The sequence below is a fragment of the Loigolactobacillus coryniformis subsp. coryniformis KCTC 3167 = DSM 20001 genome (genome assembly GCF_002706425.1).
Classification (GTDB): domain Bacteria; phylum Bacillota; class Bacilli; order Lactobacillales; family Lactobacillaceae; genus Loigolactobacillus; species Loigolactobacillus coryniformis.
Genome location: NZ_CP017713.1, coordinates 1,270,222 through 1,287,085, shown reverse-complemented (window position 1 = coordinate 1,287,085; position 16,864 = coordinate 1,270,222). Strand labels below are relative to the sequence as shown.

The following is a 16,864-nucleotide window of genomic DNA, read 5'->3' as shown; positions in this document are numbered from 1 at the left end:
CACCTAAATCGTATCAGTCTCGTCTAATGTTTTACTTAGAAAATGAGTATCGTTCCATTTGATCAATTGATAAGTTGCGCCACTATCTGTAGTTTCAATCGTGGTCACATTTGTATTTGATAACCCGCCACGTTTACGGATATCAGCGATCGGTGTGCCCAATAATGATTGGATCAGTGCGGTCAACGCAGCCCCATGACTGACAATGATGTACTGTCCTTTACCAGTGTCTTGAGCAACTATTTCTTTGATTGCTGGTTGCATCCGCGCAATCAGCTGTGGAAAGGATTCGCCGTTGATCACAGTCGGATCATATTGTGCCGGTGCGTGTCGGAATGCATATAGTTCTTTCGGATAACGTTTAGCCACCTCAGTGAATTTCATGCCTTCCATTTTACCTAGATTAAACTCGCGTAGACGCTCGTCAATCACAACCGGAATATTACCGGGTAACCGATCTTCTAACGCTAAAGCAGTCGTTTTAGCGCGGTTTAACGGACTGCTATAGATTCGATTAAACTGTAATGGCCGTAAAAAATTAGCCAAGTCATCGATTTCCGTATAACTTTCAGTTAATAACGGTGAATCACCATTAGCGCCTTGATAACGTCCTTCTAAATTCCATTTCGTTTTACCGTGTCGTACAAAAAATAATTTAGTCACCAGAACTGATCCTCTTTCCAATACCTTTCCTACTATTATGCGGAAAAGTGCGCGGAAATTCAAGCAACCATCGCAAACAAAAAAGTTGGCCGCAGCCAACTTTTCTCAATTAAACGTATTGTAATACGCGCTCATCATTATAGGCAGCGTCAATTGTACCGCTACCTAAACACTCGTCGCCATCATATAAAACAACGGCCTGACCAGGTGTGATCGCACGAACCGGCTCGTCAAACTCGATTGTTGCCGTTGTTTGATCAGCATTCATATGCACTGTGACGCCGGTATCTTTCTGCCGATAACGGAATTTAGCCGTTACGTGGAAAGTATCGCCTCGATCTAAGTCAGTTGTAAAGTTAAACTTAGATGCAGTCAAATGCGTTGCGTATAAATGCTCATTGTGGAAGCCTTGGCCTACGTATAATGTATTAGTCGTAAGATCCTTACCAATCACAAACCAAGGATCGTTCGAAGTACCGTTACCGCCGATTCCTAGGCCCTGACGCTGACCAATCGTATAGTACATCAAACCGTCATGGGTTCCTTTAACTTCGCCGTCAACGGTCATCATCTTACCAGGCTGTGCTGGTAAATATTGGCTTAAGAATTGCTTGAAGTTCTTCTCACCAATAAAGCAGATCCCCATGGAATCCTTTTTCTTAGCGGTTGCCAAGTCATACTTAGCGGCGATCTCGCGCACTTCAGGCTTAGTCATCTCGCCTAATGGGAACATGACCTTATTCAACTGATTCTGTGATAATTGGCTCAAGAAATAAGTCTGATCTTTATTGCCATCAACGCCACGTAACATGTGGGCAGTGCCATCAGCATCACGCCGAATCCGGGCATAATGACCCGTTGCAATATAATCAGCACCTAGATCCAATGCGTAATCTAAGAATGCCTTGAACTTAATTTCCTTATTGCACATCACGTCTGGATTAGGTGTCCGGCCGTGCTTATACTCATCTAGGAAATACTCGAAAACGCGGTCCCAATATTCCTTCTCAAAATTAATTGAGTAATACGGAATGCCAATTTGATTGGCAATTTTAACCACGTCTTTAAAATCTTCGGTGGCGGTACAGACACCCATCTCATCGGTATCGTCCCAATTCTTCATAAATACGCCGACTACATCGTAACCTTGTTGCTTCAGCAATAATGCGGCAACGGTGGAGTCGACGCCACCAGACAAACCAACGACAACGCGTGTATTGGCGTTCTCATTCATTTGATCACCATCATTTCAAATAGATTCTGAAAATCCACGATTTGAAGGTCGCGTAATTCAGTAATTACCATTATAACAAGCCACAGATAGAAAGCAAGCTAACTAATCATAAGTAAAAAAGGCCACCCATTTCTGAGTAGTCTTACTTGCAACTTTAATTGATCTTCCAAGCAACTTCATTATGTTGATAAACCCACTGAAGATCATGATAGCTAGTAACGATCAACCAAACCAATTTTTTCATATTTAACCCACCCTTATTTATCTAAGTTTTAGTTTAAAACTTAATATGATAAAATCAAGTGAATTTACTAATTATTTTTTAATTAAAATCTCACGGTCAATCAGATTGTCCACTAAAAAGTTAAATTGCGTAATTTCTTCGGTTTTAGCCGGCTGTTTAAAAATGTCAACTGCTTGTAACCCATTGGCTGTTGTAATCGACATCTTCAGGTTCTTTAAATCTTTGGCAACAGTAATTTTTAGCTTGAACGCCTGATTGTATGGCGAATTAGGATCAAGTGGTCGTTCTAATTGAAAATTACCACCACGCGTTTCAACAAAACCGACATCCTTTAATGTATATTTTTTAACATTAGGGCTAAGCGCGTAAGTTGTTGTGCTCCCTTTAACTGCCGCTGTTGCTGCAAATGCCATTCCGCTCACTCCTCTACTCCACAATCGTGGATAATTTTTGTACCAGAAATTTCCGATGTTATGGTCGATGTCCATTCTTGTAGCTAAAATCATGCCGCAAGAAACATGGCTCTACTGTTTAAATTTTGACTGTCTTTTTAACTCGTTGTACGATTTTTGTCAAAGCTGCCACAAAATTATCAATCTCTGCAGCCGTATTATCTTTACCAAAACTGATCCGAATCGACTCCTCGATCCGCGGACTATCTTTACCATACATGGCCGTCAATACATGTGAGGGCTCTAAGCTGCCCGCAGTACATGCTGAGCCGCCAGAAATCGCAAAACCAGCCAGATCGAGATTCATTTGTAAGACATAGGTGGAAATTCCTTTGATCCAAATATTCAAAACATGTTGTAAATTATCTGGATTCAGCTCACCATTGACCGCAAAGTCAATCCCATTAGCCGTTAACCCAGCCAATAACTGATGCTTAAAGCCAGCATATTTCTGCTGCCGTGCGGCTTTTTCTGCTGGCGTATCTAATTCGACCGCTTTAGCGAAACCAGCAATTGCGGGAATATTTTCTGTTCCTGCCCGCCGCTTATCTTCTTGATCGCCGCCTTTGATAAAGCTGGGAAAATTAATTCCCTGACGCCGATAGAGGAAACCTAAAAATTTAGGTCCATTCAGCTTATGCGCAGAAACTGATAATAAATCAATATGATCACGCTGGACATCAATATCCAACAAACCGTAAGCCTGCACCGCATCTGTATGGAACCAAGCTTGGTGGTCCTTCAATAATTCACCAATTTCATGAATTGGCATGTGACTACCAACTTCATTATTGCCCATCATGATCGAGACCAAAATCGTATCGTCACGCAAAGCTGCTTTAAAATCGGCTAATGAAATCAGACCGCGCTCATCAACAGGTAAATAAGTTACTTCAAAGCCTTGTGTTTCCAAAAAATGTAATGGCTTTAAGACTGCTTCATGCTCAATGGCCGTGGTGATAATATGCCGTCCTAGTTTCTGTCGTTGCAATGCCGTCTGCATGATCGCGGTATTGTCCCCTTCAGTACCGCCACTAGTAAAAACGATCTCCGCTTCCTTAGCATTGATACTTTGAGCCAGTGTTTTGCGACTGGCATCAAGCACTTGCCGCGCTTGCCGGCCAAAATAGTGGATGTTTGAAGCATTACCGAAGTTCTGCTGCATTTGCTCCGTCATCACCGCAATAACCGCCGGATCCATTGGTGTTGTCGCTGCATTATCTAAATAGGTATGTGTCATTATTTGTTCTCCCCTTGTAAAAAGTAAGCAATAATAGTTTAGCACAGTTTACAAGTCAAGCAACCGTTTAGCTATGCTAAGTCAGCTAATAACGCTAAAATCATGGCTGCTGAATGTTGACCAGCTTCAACCACAAAATCATCGAAGATCACACCAGCGTCTTCATCGCCAACATCACTCATGGCACGAATCACAACAAACGGGACCTTAAATTGAGCAGCTACTTGACCAATTGCAGCGCCTTCCATTTCACTGGCCAAGGCATCGGGAAAGTTGGCTAAGATTTTAGCACTAGCTGCATGACTAGAAATAAATTGATCGCCAGAAACGATTAAGCCTGTCCGTGAAGCTAAATTAACCGCCGCCGAAGCCCGCTGCACCCGTGCAACCCAGTTAGCATCCGCTTTAAAGCGTGCTGGTTGCTGCGGTAATTGGCCTAACGCATAACCAAAGGCAGTCGCATCAACATCATGGTAAGCAACTTCACTGGAAACCACAACGTCACCAATTTTTAAGCCACTACCAATGCCACCAGCTGAGCCTGTATTTAGTACGACGTCAGGTGTATAACGGGATAGCAATAAACCAGTTGTCATCCCTGCTTGGACCTTACCAATCCCTGAACGAACTAAAATAACGGTTTGACCACTGATCGTTCCTTGATAAAAATCTACTCCAGCAATTTTTTCTTGGGTTAAATTGCTCATCTTTTCCTGTAATAAACGAATTTCTTCTTCCATAGCGCCGACAATACCGATTTTCAAATCAAAACACTCCTTATATATTAATATTACTTCTATCACCTGTCGTTTTTCTTATCACGATCACCAGTTAGGATAAAAAACGACATTCATGGTTAATCTAGACAAAAAATAAAACCAGATAAACCAAGACGATCAACACAGCAACGATTCCAATCGCCCAATTTAAACGTTTTTTAAGCTTGGGACTAGCCGCGGGTTCATCCAAATCACTGCTAGTATGTGACCGTTTATTGCCCCGCCGCTTATCTTCGCGCCGTAATGGCGGTTCTTTAGCTGGTTCCGTCTGCTGCTCGTGTTGTTCCTGTTGCTTACGGTACGCTGCCCGACTTAGTGGTTTTTCTTCATTTGACATTTAATCACGATCCTTTACTTCAAAACGAGGATAACTGAACAGCCACCAACCCGTGCCAGATAACCTGCCGCGACTGTTACGATTGTTGAGCAATGAGTCAACTCATTGCTTGCCAATATTGGACGGCAATCAAAGTTTTAGCATCGCAGATCACCCCAGCTTCGATCTGTTCTTGGGCCTGTGCCAAAGTTAACAAATGCAATCGTAAAAACTCATCATCATCTAAGGCCAAACGCGTGGTCACCGACCGAATATCAGTTGCTAGATAAAGTGACATGCGCTCATCAGCAAAACCAGGCGATGAATAAAATCGGGCCTGTAAGGTTAATTTATCTGCTGTATAACCAGCTTCCTCATTTAATTCACGCCAAGCTGCTGCTTCAGCATCTACATCCCGCGCATCAATTTTGCCAGCTGGCACTTCTAACGTAACCTGTTGTAATGGTTCTCGCCACTGCTCAACAAAAATCATCCGCTGATCGGCAGTCAACGCCATAATTGCCGCTGCACCAGGGTGACGTACGATCTCACGTTTAGCCGTTTTACCATTAGGTAGTGCAACGGTCTCTAAATCTAAATCAATCACCGCACCATGATACAAGCGCTGATTCGTCAATCGCTTTTCCGCAAATTCCATGGTCATTCCTTCATCTTTCCGCAATACTTTTGCATTGATATTTTCATGATACCGGTAATAATTTAGAAATTCAAATACATTTGTAAGAATCAGTAGTTCGATTTAGCAGAAAATCAATCTTTAGACTTAGCTGCTCGTAATTTGTCTGTGGTAAAATGAAGCTACAATAGATCGTTAAGGAATGGAGTTGACAATAATGCAAAAAAGAATTTCTAAGCGCCGTAGCTGGCTGATCAATGCGATTATTTTTATTGCCAGCTTCTACGCGTTCCGTTTAGTTTTTGATGGCTGCATGAATGGTAATTTTAACAATACTTTGGCACTTGGTGGTGCTGTGATCGTCACGGGAATTATTTTCTGGTGGCAACAACGGCAACCACAAGCGGCGAAAAATTTAAAAAATGTTGATCAGACCATGTTGACGCACTATCGTAAAGCAGGTATGTCCGACGAAGACATTCAGTTTTTCCGCGAAACCATGAGTACCGCCAAAGATCAAATCGATCAATTAAATCAGAATATGCAAAGCGTACCTAAATTACGTGCAATCGAGTTACATTCGGAACCAGTTAAAGTCAGTCGAGCAATTTTTAAAACGATCGTTGCCGAACCACAAAAGTTACACGCTGCCAGTGACTTTTTATACCGGCATTTACCCACAATGGTCGATTTAACGAAAAAGCATATCGCAATCAATAAGCACGAAGTTAAAGATAAAGATACCTACACCGTACTGGATAAAAGTGCGACGGTCATTAGTGATCTAGCCCAGCAATTCCGTGACGATTATGAGGCCTTAGTTGCTGATGACTTAAGTGATATCGATGTCGACATGACCTTGGCACAAGCAGCACTTAAAAAATCCCAAACGGCAGCAAAGGAGTCCAATAACGATGAGCAATAACGAAAAAAAAGATGTTACCCCTGATAACGCAGTTTTAGATGATCTCTTAAAAGATCCTTTTAGCACCCCTAATGCCCCAGTCGTCAATGATCAGCAAGTGACTCAGACAGGACAGCCTGAGCAGATGATTGATCGGCTAAATCCCGAGCAACGAGCCGATGCAGAAAAGTTGGCCCAACAAATCGATGTCAGTGATACGCAATCAGTGATGACTTATGGTGCTCAAGCGCAAACTAAACTTAGTGAATTTTCACAAGGTATGTTAAGTAAAGTACAGAGCCAAGATACGGGTGCGATCGGCGATGCCCTTTCCGGGTTGATGTTTCGCTTAAACGAAGCTAGTCCCGAAGACTTACAAGCTGGCGACAGTAATTTCTTTAAACGCATGTTTGGCAAAGTGCGCAAATCGATCTATGAGATCCAGGCTAAATACCAAAAAATTGGTGCCCAGATCGATACGATTGCCGTTAAATTAGATAAAGAAAAAAATAACTTACTCAACGACAACCGGCTACTGGAACAACTTTATCAAAAAAATAAGGACTACTTCGACGCCTTGAATATTTTTATTGCCGCTGGCGAACTAAAACGCACCGAATTACAAACCAAATTAATTCCTGAAGCTAATCAAAAAGCGCAAGCTAGCGGCAGCCAAATGGATCTACAAACCGTTAACGATTTGAACCAATTTGAGGAGCGGCTAGACAAACGCGTTTATGACCTTAAATTAGCTCGTGAGATCACGATCCAACAAGCCCCGCAAATACGGCTGATTCAAAATACCAATCAGGTTTTAGCTGAAAAAATTCAGGCATCGATCAACACTGCAATTCCACTATGGAAAAATCAAGTGGCAATCGCCCTCACCTTGCTACGCCAAAAAGAAGCAGTCACGGCACAGCGTCAAGTGTCCGAAACCACTAATGACCTATTGAAGAAAAACAGTGAAATGCTGAAAATCTCCTCCATTGAAACGGCTAAGGAAAACGAACGTGGTGTCGTCGATATTGAAACGCTACAGAAAACGCAAAGTGATCTCGTTGAAACTTTGCAGGAAACTTTGAAGATCCAACAAGAAGGCCGCGAAAAACGTCAAAGTGCCGAATTAGAACTGAGTCATATGGAAAATAATCTCCGTGATCAATTATTAGCTCTAACCCAGGGCCATAATAAATAGCAATGCAAAAGCGCCAGACCAGAATTAACGGTCTAGCGCTTTTTATTAACGGCGTTTACGTAATAAACGAACCCCTGTCAGCATCGTCGCAATTAAACAAATAACCAGTGCCACCGCAAAGGAAGCATGCATCCCGTAAATAAACACATCTGGTCGCTTCGCTAAATAGGTTGTCACATGTTGACCATAGTTATGACTCATTGCCCCATACAACACTGTTGTTGCAATGGAAATACCAAAAACCATCCCTAAATTACGTGCTAGTGCGTTGATCCCACCAGCAATGCCTAGATCTTTAGCAGTAACCGAACTCATCACCATTGTATTATTCGGTGCTTGAAAAATCCCATTGCCGAGCCCAACTAAGCCGACAAAAGCCATAAATAGCCAAAGTGGCGTACTTAAATCAGTTAATAAATAACCAATCTGACTTAGGGAAATTAAAACCAAACCAATAAACGTCAATAATTCTGGTCCGATCCGATCAGAGATACTACCAGCCAGTGGTGATGCAATCACCTGAACAATCGGAAACATCATTAGAATATAACCAGCAATCGTCGGTGAAATTGCCCGCGCATTTTCTAAATAAAACGGCGAGATCACGTTGAAGAAAAAGTTGGTCACAAAAATCAGAAAACCAGCGATCAAACTTAATGTAAACGCAGAATTACGGAATAATTTAAATGCGATCAACGGTTCTTTTTGGCGTTGTTCATACCAAAGAAAGGCACTAAACATCAATATAGCCAATAAGAATAAACCTAAAATGATTGGCTGAGTAAACCCAATTTGTTGGCCTAGAAAAACGCCGACAAATAGACTCACAATTGTGATCATGAATAGCATAAAGCCACCGAAATCAATTGGTTTACGATTGGCTAACAAATCATGCGGCAAAATTTTATGACCTAGAATCATAGTCAAAATACCGATTGGTACATTCAGCCAGAAAATGTAGCCCCACGGCAATACCGCTAAGATCAAACCGCCAATACCCGGCCCAGCGATCGAACCTAAAGAGACAAACGAGCCGATGAAGCCTAACGCTTTACCTCGCTCCTGTATAGGAAAAATTTCGGTGATGATCCCATTATTTGTACTCATCGTCATACTAGCACCAAAGGCTTGCAAGCTACGTGCCAACAATAAAAACGTTAAGCTTTGATTAAACCCGCATAATAGTGAGCCCAATACAAAGAAAAACGTGCCTAAGCGAAAAATACGGATTTTACCAAAGGCATCACCTAACTTACCAAATAACAATAATAGTGCACAAACAACGATCAAGTAAATTGAAACGACCCACTCCGCTTGATTCATTGGAATATGAAAATCACGACTCATCACTGGTAAAGCGATATTAACGATGCTACCATCTAAGGTTGACATAAACGTGAATAGACCGACTGCGACTAAGATCCACCAACGATTTTTTTGAACATTCGGATCCGTTTGAAAAGAAGCTTGTTTGACTTCAGTTGCCATATTAATTCCTCATTCTTATTTAGTCATAAAGATAGGCTTGTCGCTAATAAAATAACGACAAGCCTATCTTTATTTTAAATTGTTAACAAATGCTTGATAAGCTGGTTGTTCACCACTGACCTTGAATTTAGTTTGACTAAAATTGCCGGCCAATAAGTCATCAAGACTAAGCGTTGCGGTACCAACAAAAGTGGCATTACCGATCAATTCCATCCAATAACCAGTATCTGTCTGGTGAACTAAAGTTTTGACCATACCACCAGGATTGCGTACGGTAATCAATTGTTCGAAATCGCCACCCTGCTCTAAAACATAGATCAAACTAGCCGCTGACATACCGGTACCACACGCATTCGTAAAGCCAACCCCACGTTCAAACGTGCGTACAAAGATATGATTTTGTCCCAGCACTTCAACAAAACTAACATTAACGCCATCAGGGAAATAAGGATTTTGGCCGTCATTTAAGTAACCGGCAATACGGCCTAATTCTGGTCCTAATAACGTGGCATGATCAACAAAACTGATCAAATGTGGATTCGGTACCGCCACCGCGGTAAAGAACAATGACTTCGATAATGCGGGCAGCTTAACATGATGTAGTTCAGTTAAATCAGCCACGTGCATACCCAAGTCAGTTGCTTGAAAACTAACCGGTGAGATCTCAGCTTGAAAAGTCTTAACTTCTGGTGCGAGATCAGCGGCTTGCTTTACATTAAGATCAGCATACATCGTTTCGATTTTAAAATCAGTTTGCTGTTTCTGTTCAGAAAGATAGCGTGCTACAGTACGAATCCCATTACCACACATTGAAGCTTCACTTCCGTCAGCATTGATGACCCGCATTTTACCACTGACTTGCGGATGACTGGAGTCGTCAACGTACAAAACGCCATCGGCACCACCGGCTAAGCCAGATTTACGATCAGTCACCTGTTGCGTGGCCTGTTTTAGTTCAGCCTCACTTAAACGATGGGCTAATTTTGTTTGATCAAGAATAAAAAAGTCATTCTCTGATCCGTGTACTTTTATCAATGTGACGTCCATTACCATTCCACCTCTACCTCACAATCATGAATAGCTACCACAAAAATGTAACACAACACAATCATGAATAATTTTATACCGCACTTCTGATACCTACTAATCTTGCGCATCACAACACGGTTCATTATTGAAATTAAAATCTAGTGTAGCACAGATGAGAAAAAAAAACTACGCAGCTACTTATTTTTAGTCAGAAAAAGAGTCAACGACTAAAATAGTCATTGACTCTTTTAAGATTAATCTTCAAATCCTTCAGTCACTGCTTCAGGGAAATGTTCTTCAACAATTTTAGCACAGCGGCCACAGAAAGCAGGAAGTTTAGGATCAACGCCGACATCGGTCCGTGTCATCCGACAGCGTGGGCAGACTTCACCGGCAGCATGTTCAACAACAACTTTAACGTCACCAAAGTCAGCGGCATCAGCTGGTGCGCTAGCTGCGTCTGCTACTTCAAGATCAGAAACGATCAGGATCTGCATCACATTAGCATCCAACGCATTTAACAACGTTTTAACTGTTTCGTTAGGATACAAAGTCACTTTAGCTTCCAAGGACTTACCGATCACTTTAGCGTCCCGCGCTTCTTCTAATGCCTTCAAAACATCAGAACGCAGATCCATAAAGTTGGTCCATAATTCCTGTAATTCAGCTTCGTCAGCAAAATGATCGACTACCGGCATTTCAGCTAATTGCACGTAATCTTCTGGTTCGTGTAAGAAGCCCCAAACTTCTTCAGTGGTATGCGGTAAAATTGGTGTCAATAATTTAGTCAAATCAACTAAAACATTGTACATCACAGTCTGCATTGCCCGCCGTTTTGGATCATCAGCTGCTTCAATATAAACAATATCCTTAGCAAAGTCTAAATAGAAAGCCGACAGATCAACAGTAATGAAGTTACTGATCTGTTTATAAACCGTTGCAAAATCATATTTATTATAAGCTGCTAAGGATGCTGCTTTGACTTGATTCAAGCGAATCATTAAATATTTATCCACTGACTGTAGTTCACTATAATCAAGTGCATCCGTTGCGGGATCAAAGTCAGTTGTATTAGCTAACAAGAAGCGTAAGGTATTACGGATCTTACGATAGCTATCAGAAACTTGCTTGAAGCCTTCCATTGAAACCCGCACATCAGCAGAAGAATCAACCGTTGCGACCCACAAGCGCAGAATCTCAGCGCCCATTTGCTTGATGATCTTACTTGGTGCAATCGTATTGCCCAATGACTTACTCATCTTATGACCATCTTTATCCATTGTGAAACCTTGGGATAAGATCTGTTTGTATGGTGCTTCACCAGAAACCGCTACACTAGTGATCAAACTAGAGTTGAACCAACCACGATATTGATCAGAACCTTCTAGATAAAGGTCAGCTGGATAAGTTAGGTAATCACGTTCAGCTAAAACACCTTGATGAGATGAACCGGAATCAAACCAGACATCCATGATATCTGTTTCTTTAGTAAACTGACCATTTGGTGAATGTTCACTAGTGAAACCTTCTGGCAATAAGTCCTTAGCTTCACGATCAAACCAAACACTGGAACCATGTTTGGCAAACAAATCAGCGACATGATCAATCGTTTCTGGTGTAATGATGGCTTCACCATCTTCACCGTAGAAAATTGGTAATGGCACACCCCAGACCCGCTGACGAGAGATAACCCAATCGCCACGATCACGAATCATATTGTAAAGCCGAGTCTTACCCCAATCTGGTGTAAAGGAAACTTTTTCAATAGCGGCCAAAATTTGATCACGGAAAGCATCAACTGACGCAAACCATTGTGGTGTTGACCGGAAAATAACTGGTTTCTTTGTCCGCCAATCCATTGGGTAACTATGCAGATATGGTTCCTGCTTCAACATCAAGCCAGCATCTTCGACTTTTTTGATGGATAATTTATTGGCATCCTCGTAGAACAAACCTTCGAAGCCAGGCGCCTCATCAGTTAAACGACCTTGATCATCCACTGGTGATAGAATATCCAAGCCGTATTTTTTACCAACTTTAAAGTCATCGTCACCTAAACCAGGTGCAGTATGGACTAAACCAGTACCTGAATCAAGCGTGACGTAATCACCTAACATCACTAATAATTCTCGTTCTTGGTAGAACGGATGTTGAGCCGTCATATATTCCATATCTTGACCTTTAAGTGTCTTCAGCACCTTAACATCTTGCCAGCCAGCTTTTTCGGCCAAAGTATTGATCAATTCAGAAGCCACTACGAATTTACGATCTTCGCCAGCTGGTTGCACAACGGAATAATCGTATTCGGCTTCAACGACGATCCCTTCACTGGCTGGAATGGTCCATGGTGTAGTCGTCCAAACAACAAAGTAAGTATCAGTATCTAGGATACCTTTACCATCTTTGACTTGTTCACCATAATAAGCGGATGGTGATTCAATATCCTTATATTCAAGTTCTGCTTCGGCTAAAGCTGACTCAGAAGATGGTGACCAGTGGATTGGCTTGTTCCCACGATAAATATAACCTTTTTTAGCCATTTCACCAAAAACACGGACTTCATGTGCTTCAAATTCTGGTGCTAAAGTTAAGTAAGGACGATCCCAATCTGCAGAAACACCTAAGCGTTTAAAATCAGTACGTTGTTTGTCAACTTGTTCTAATGCATATTTATGACAAAGGGCACGGAATTCTGAAATTGACATTTTTTTGCGATCATAGCCTTGCTTAGTCAACTGTTGCTCAATTGGTAAACCATGAGTATCCCAACCGGGAACATATGGGGCACGGAAGCCGGACATAGACTTGAAACGCACAATAATATCTTTACTGATCTTGTTCAACGCATGACCGATATGGATATTCCCATTAGCGTATGGAGGGCCATCGTGCAAGACAAAAGTTGGCTTACCCTCATTTAATTTTTGGCGTTGTTGGTATAAGTTATTTTCTTCCCATGCTTTTTGCCATTCAGCTTCACGAACAGGCAAATTACCGCGCATTGGGAACTTAGTTTTACCTAAGTTTAAAGTGTCTTTAACACGCATCAACATCTCTCCCTTATTTAAGTTACATTTTTATCAGCTATCACACAGCATTCCTGATACAAATAAAAAAAGACTCCATCCCTAATTGGGACGAAGTCGTCGTGTTACCACCCAGATTTAGAGCACCTCAGGCACTCCCTCAACTGTAGTTATAACGACTACAAAGCCGGCAACACTTACTCATTATTCACTGTTGCATCAAATCAAAGATGATCCACTGCTCGTTAGCGCACTGTCAACCTCCCACCAACTGTTGACTCGCTGTTGTGATAACGATCAGCTTACTGTTCTTTGTGATTTATTTATCGGAATTTTGTGAATCAGGTTCAATTGCTGGTTGATCACCAATACCAGCAGCCTCGCTTGTATTATCAGGGAAAATAATCATCGTCTCCCCTGGTGCTTCACTCTCAACTTGCGCTGCTGCAGTATCGGCTGCCGCTTCAGCACTTACTTGACTATTTGCTGGTGCAGCTTCTGATTGATTTGAGTTTACGCCACTTGCTTCCGTATTGTCAAGCCGTTGTTGCAAGATTTGTTGAATCGCTTCATCTTGTGCGCCATCATCATGAGCCAACAATTCATCCCAATCCTTACTACGCACAATTTCTAATTGTGATTCCAACATTACTTGTAGCCGTTGACGGAAGACACGAGTTTGTTTCTTCAAGTCTTCAGTTTCAATCGTAATTTGTTTAGCCTTTTGTGAGGCGTCGGCCAAAATCCGGTTGGACTTATCAGTCGCTTCATTTAACAGATTTTGCGTATTCTTCTGTGCTTCTTGACTAATGATCTCGGCTTCTTTTTGCGCATTCGTCTTAACTTTATCAGCTGCTTCTTGCGCCACGATGATCGACTGATTAAGTGCATCCTTCAATTGATTAAAGTAAGTGACTTTTTCTTCGCTTGCCTTCAAAGCAGTTTGCAGATCATCTTTTTGCTTTAAAACCGCTTCATAATCCTTAATAATTTGATCAAGAAAATCGTTGACCTGATCTTGATCGTAACCACGCATTTTAACGTTAAATTCCTTGTTATGAATATCCAACGGGGTTAATGCCATATGAATCCCTCCAAAAAACTATTTTCTTAAAACACCAAGTAACAAGCGGTACTTGTCTTTCTTGGACTTGCCTTCGATCTCACGTAACTGTATTCGGCCGAAACCGCGCACAGAGATGATATCGCGTAAACCTAATTCAAAATCGGGCCGCTCGAAAACTTGCCAGTTCAATTTTATTTTACCATTTTCCACTAATTCTTTCGAACGTTGCCGTGAAATATTATACACAGCAGAAATCAAGCCATCGATCCGCAGTGAGCTCGCTGTCGTATGTTCAAGACTCCAAGCATCCTTTGGCACTAATAATTCAGTATAATCTTTAGGTTCCAAACGGACACCAATTCGACCAATCTGTGTGATTTGGGTTTGAATATAATCAGCCATACTTGCCGTTACAAAAAATTGCCAACGGTCACCGTCGGTCATGATATCACCAAACACTTCACGTTTGATCCCTGCGTTAACCAGTGTGCCCAGAACTTTACCATGGGATAACGTCGCAAATTTAGTGGGATAGTGGATCTCAAATAATTGAATATCAAAATCTTCTTGGGTTGGTACAAAATATTCAGGATAAATCAGCGCCCGTTTACGTTCAGCAGCGAGATACCCGCCATCAAACTGATAATGCTGTTCACCCTTTTCACCAACAATTGCTTCAACAATATATTGTTGCCGTGGATCCAAAAAGTCGGTTAAATATGGGCGATACTGATCACTAACTTCCTGCAGCCAACCGGCCACCTGATCGATAAACGGGGCTTCCGCTTTCCGAAAATGTTGGTAAATATTCGCGTCCATACTTACTATCCTCCTTATTTTGAATCTAAGTCAATTTAAAAAACAATTATATTGTACAAAGCACCCAGCCCGTACTGTGCCATACTTAAGACTAGTAATGCCACCAAGGGTGCAAAACTTAATCCAGCAATTGGCGGAATGATACGATAAAAAATATTTAAATAAGGTTCACTGATTCGACCCAACCATTGACCAAGTTTGGTCTGATAGGCATTAGGGAACCACGACATCAACACGTAAATCACAATAATAAACATATAAACGTCAATCAAACGACTTAAAATGCTGAAAATAATACCGACAAAAGCGAGCACCGCATAACCTCCTTTAGCGTACATAATCTTGTGGTGATTTTAAGGTGCGTAGGTGCAAAATCAGCAACTGCGTTTCCTTAACTCAAATCGTTTCAATACGACTTGGGCCTACCATATTTTTGGCAAACATAAGTGCAGCCATCAAGATAACCAATATCCATGCTAGCGGTGTGTCCTAATAGCTACCCGCTTACCAACTGTACTGGAACTAATTTATCCTAAGCCATCCTGGCGTAAGATATCCGAAAGGTTACCATCAATTTCAAAGTTAGCGGGTGTACACAGGAAAATATCATCCCCGATGCGTTCAATATCACCATTGATTGCAAAAACAGTACCAGTCAAGAAATCAACGATCCGCTTAGCCTGGGCTTGATCAATCCGATTAAAACTTAAAACGACTGCTCGACTATTTAACAAATGTGAAGCAGCTTCTTTCACATCAGAATAGAGCCGTGGTTCAAAAATAACGATTTTACTGGCTTTAGTTGGCGCAGCATTCATTGAAACCACCTTCTGACTATTTGCCGTTGTTGATGCACGATACTGTGGTGCTTTAACTGAGCTTGTTGGCCGCGATGGCTGGGGTTCACTTACCTTTTTCTCTTGTGAGACCGGCTCTGTGTAAAATTCATCGTCATCATCGCTCATGCCAAAAAACTTGCTCAAATTCAATTTACCAAATGCCATTTTCTGACCTCCCTTTGACTTCATGAAGATAATTGTTACCTCAGTAAGGTTTTCTCTCTAGTTGTCAACTGCTTTATTGAAACAAGGCAGTCCCGACACGAACAAAAGTAGCGCCTTCTAATACCGCAATGCGATAATCACGCGACATGCCCATACTAAGTTCATGACAAGGTGCATAAGCCAAATTCAACTGAGCAACTGCATCTCGCTTTAATCGCAACTTTTTGAATAACACATGTAGAGTCGCCTCATCCGCATCGATTGGCGCCATGGTCATCAACCCGATCACGCGGATCTTTTTAAAATCTGCTAATGACTTAATAAAGGGTTCAACCTCAGCTAAGGTGATTCCCGACTTAGAAGCCTCACCAGACACGTTTACTTCGATAAAACAATCAATCGGCCGTTCAGCACGCTTTTCAATCTCTTCAGCTAGGCTTAAACGATCAAGTGAATGTAAGTAGGCGATTTTATTGATCACTTGCTTGACCTTGCGTTTTTGTAAGTTACCGATGAAATGCCACTTGAGTTCTGGTGCGGTCAAAGCAGCCTGCTTTTCTGCCAAACCATCTGGCCGATTCTCTGCCAAATCAACTAAGCCAGTCGCAGCCACTGCTTGAGCTTCCGCAATCGTGTGGTACTTAGTTACTGCAACTAAAGTCACCGTATCAGTCCGCCCTGCTTCAGCGCGTGCGGCCGCAATTGTTTGCTGAACGTGTTGCACATTTTCTGCAATTGTCATTGCGCCGCCCCCATTTCATTTAA

17 protein-coding genes are annotated in these 16,864 nt (G+C 41.8%); 2 read left to right on the top strand and 15 right to left on the bottom strand.

From position 1 onward, the window contains the following. Positions 1 to 3: 3 nt before the first annotated feature. From LC20001_RS06375 to LC20001_RS06345, 7 genes are all read right to left on the bottom strand, one after another. Positions 4 to 663: a histidine phosphatase family protein gene (locus LC20001_RS06375; RefSeq protein ID WP_010009707.1), complete on the bottom strand. Its 660-nt coding sequence runs from the start codon at positions 661 to 663 to the stop codon at positions 4 to 6. A 109-nt stretch (positions 664 to 772) separates the two neighbouring features. Further along, the gene (gene mnmA / locus LC20001_RS06370; RefSeq protein ID WP_003677509.1) at positions 773 to 1,897 is read right to left on the bottom strand and encodes a tRNA 2-thiouridine(34) synthase MnmA; all 1,125 of its coding nucleotides are present in this window, start codon (positions 1,895 to 1,897) and stop codon (positions 773 to 775) included. 315 nt (positions 1,898 to 2,212) lie between these two features. Beyond that, positions 2,213 to 2,554: a DUF1831 domain-containing protein gene (locus tag LC20001_RS06365; protein ID WP_003677507.1), complete on the bottom strand. Its 342-nt coding sequence runs from the start codon at positions 2,552 to 2,554 to the stop codon at positions 2,213 to 2,215. A gap of 118 nt (positions 2,555 to 2,672) precedes the next feature. Then, positions 2,673 to 3,833 (bottom strand): cysteine desulfurase family protein, encoded by a 1,161-nt coding sequence (locus LC20001_RS06360; protein WP_003677506.1) that lies wholly within the window; start codon positions 3,831 to 3,833, stop codon positions 2,673 to 2,675. 71 nt (positions 3,834 to 3,904) lie between these two features. Continuing rightward, positions 3,905 to 4,597, bottom strand: a complete 693-nt coding sequence (locus LC20001_RS06355; protein WP_003677504.1) for a 5'-methylthioadenosine/adenosylhomocysteine nucleosidase — start codon at positions 4,595 to 4,597, stop codon at positions 3,905 to 3,907. A 97-nt stretch (positions 4,598 to 4,694) separates the two neighbouring features. Further along, complete coding sequence (locus LC20001_RS06350) at positions 4,695 to 4,949, bottom strand: hypothetical protein (protein WP_010009710.1); 255 nt, start codon at positions 4,947 to 4,949, stop codon at positions 4,695 to 4,697. 97 nt (positions 4,950 to 5,046) lie between these two features. Then, entirely contained in the window at positions 5,047 to 5,586 is a 540-nt protein-coding gene (locus tag LC20001_RS06345) for an NUDIX hydrolase (protein ID WP_010009712.1), read from the bottom strand. Between the two features lie 196 nt (positions 5,587 to 5,782). Here LC20001_RS06345 and LC20001_RS06340 point away from each other — a divergent pair, with 196 nt between their 5' ends. Beyond that, positions 5,783 to 6,490, top strand: coding sequence for a 5-bromo-4-chloroindolyl phosphate hydrolysis family protein (locus LC20001_RS06340; protein ID WP_010009714.1), 708 nt, complete (start codon positions 5,783 to 5,785; stop codon positions 6,488 to 6,490). After that, the gene (locus LC20001_RS06335; RefSeq protein ID WP_010009715.1) at positions 6,480 to 7,667 is read left to right on the top strand and encodes a toxic anion resistance protein; all 1,188 of its coding nucleotides are present in this window, start codon (positions 6,480 to 6,482) and stop codon (positions 7,665 to 7,667) included. Before LC20001_RS06340 ends, LC20001_RS06335 begins: the two co-directional genes overlap by 11 nt. Before the next feature lie 45 nt (positions 7,668 to 7,712). Here the strand turns inward: LC20001_RS06335 and LC20001_RS06330 are convergent, their stop codons facing one another. From LC20001_RS06330 to LC20001_RS06295, 8 genes are all read right to left on the bottom strand, one after another. Beyond that, a complete protein-coding gene (locus LC20001_RS06330; RefSeq protein WP_029507967.1) occupies positions 7,713 to 9,155 on the bottom strand; it encodes an MFS transporter in 1,443 nt (480 codons plus the stop codon). A gap of 69 nt (positions 9,156 to 9,224) precedes the next feature. Beyond that, complete coding sequence (gene dapF / locus LC20001_RS06325) at positions 9,225 to 10,202, bottom strand: diaminopimelate epimerase (RefSeq protein ID WP_010009722.1); 978 nt, start codon at positions 10,200 to 10,202, stop codon at positions 9,225 to 9,227. Between the two features lie 236 nt (positions 10,203 to 10,438). Continuing rightward, positions 10,439 to 13,231, bottom strand: a complete 2,793-nt coding sequence (gene ileS / locus LC20001_RS06320; RefSeq protein WP_010009724.1) for an isoleucine--tRNA ligase — start codon at positions 13,229 to 13,231, stop codon at positions 10,439 to 10,441. A 298-nt stretch (positions 13,232 to 13,529) separates the two neighbouring features. Next, positions 13,530 to 14,294, bottom strand: coding sequence for a DivIVA domain-containing protein (locus LC20001_RS06315; protein ID WP_010009725.1), 765 nt, complete (start codon positions 14,292 to 14,294; stop codon positions 13,530 to 13,532). 18 nt (positions 14,295 to 14,312) lie between these two features. Further along, positions 14,313 to 15,095: a YlmH family RNA-binding protein gene (locus LC20001_RS06310; protein WP_003677496.1), complete on the bottom strand. Its 783-nt coding sequence runs from the start codon at positions 15,093 to 15,095 to the stop codon at positions 14,313 to 14,315. Between the two features lie 35 nt (positions 15,096 to 15,130). Next, the gene (locus LC20001_RS06305) at positions 15,131 to 15,409 is read right to left on the bottom strand and encodes a YggT family protein (RefSeq protein WP_010009726.1); all 279 of its coding nucleotides are present in this window, start codon (positions 15,407 to 15,409) and stop codon (positions 15,131 to 15,133) included. A 213-nt stretch (positions 15,410 to 15,622) separates the two neighbouring features. Next, entirely contained in the window at positions 15,623 to 16,099 is a 477-nt protein-coding gene (locus tag LC20001_RS06300) for a cell division protein SepF (RefSeq protein ID WP_003677495.1), read from the bottom strand. Between the two features lie 73 nt (positions 16,100 to 16,172). Then, positions 16,173 to 16,841, bottom strand: coding sequence for a YggS family pyridoxal phosphate-dependent enzyme (locus LC20001_RS06295; protein WP_003677494.1), 669 nt, complete (start codon positions 16,839 to 16,841; stop codon positions 16,173 to 16,175). Positions 16,842 to 16,864: the final 23 nt, after the last annotated feature.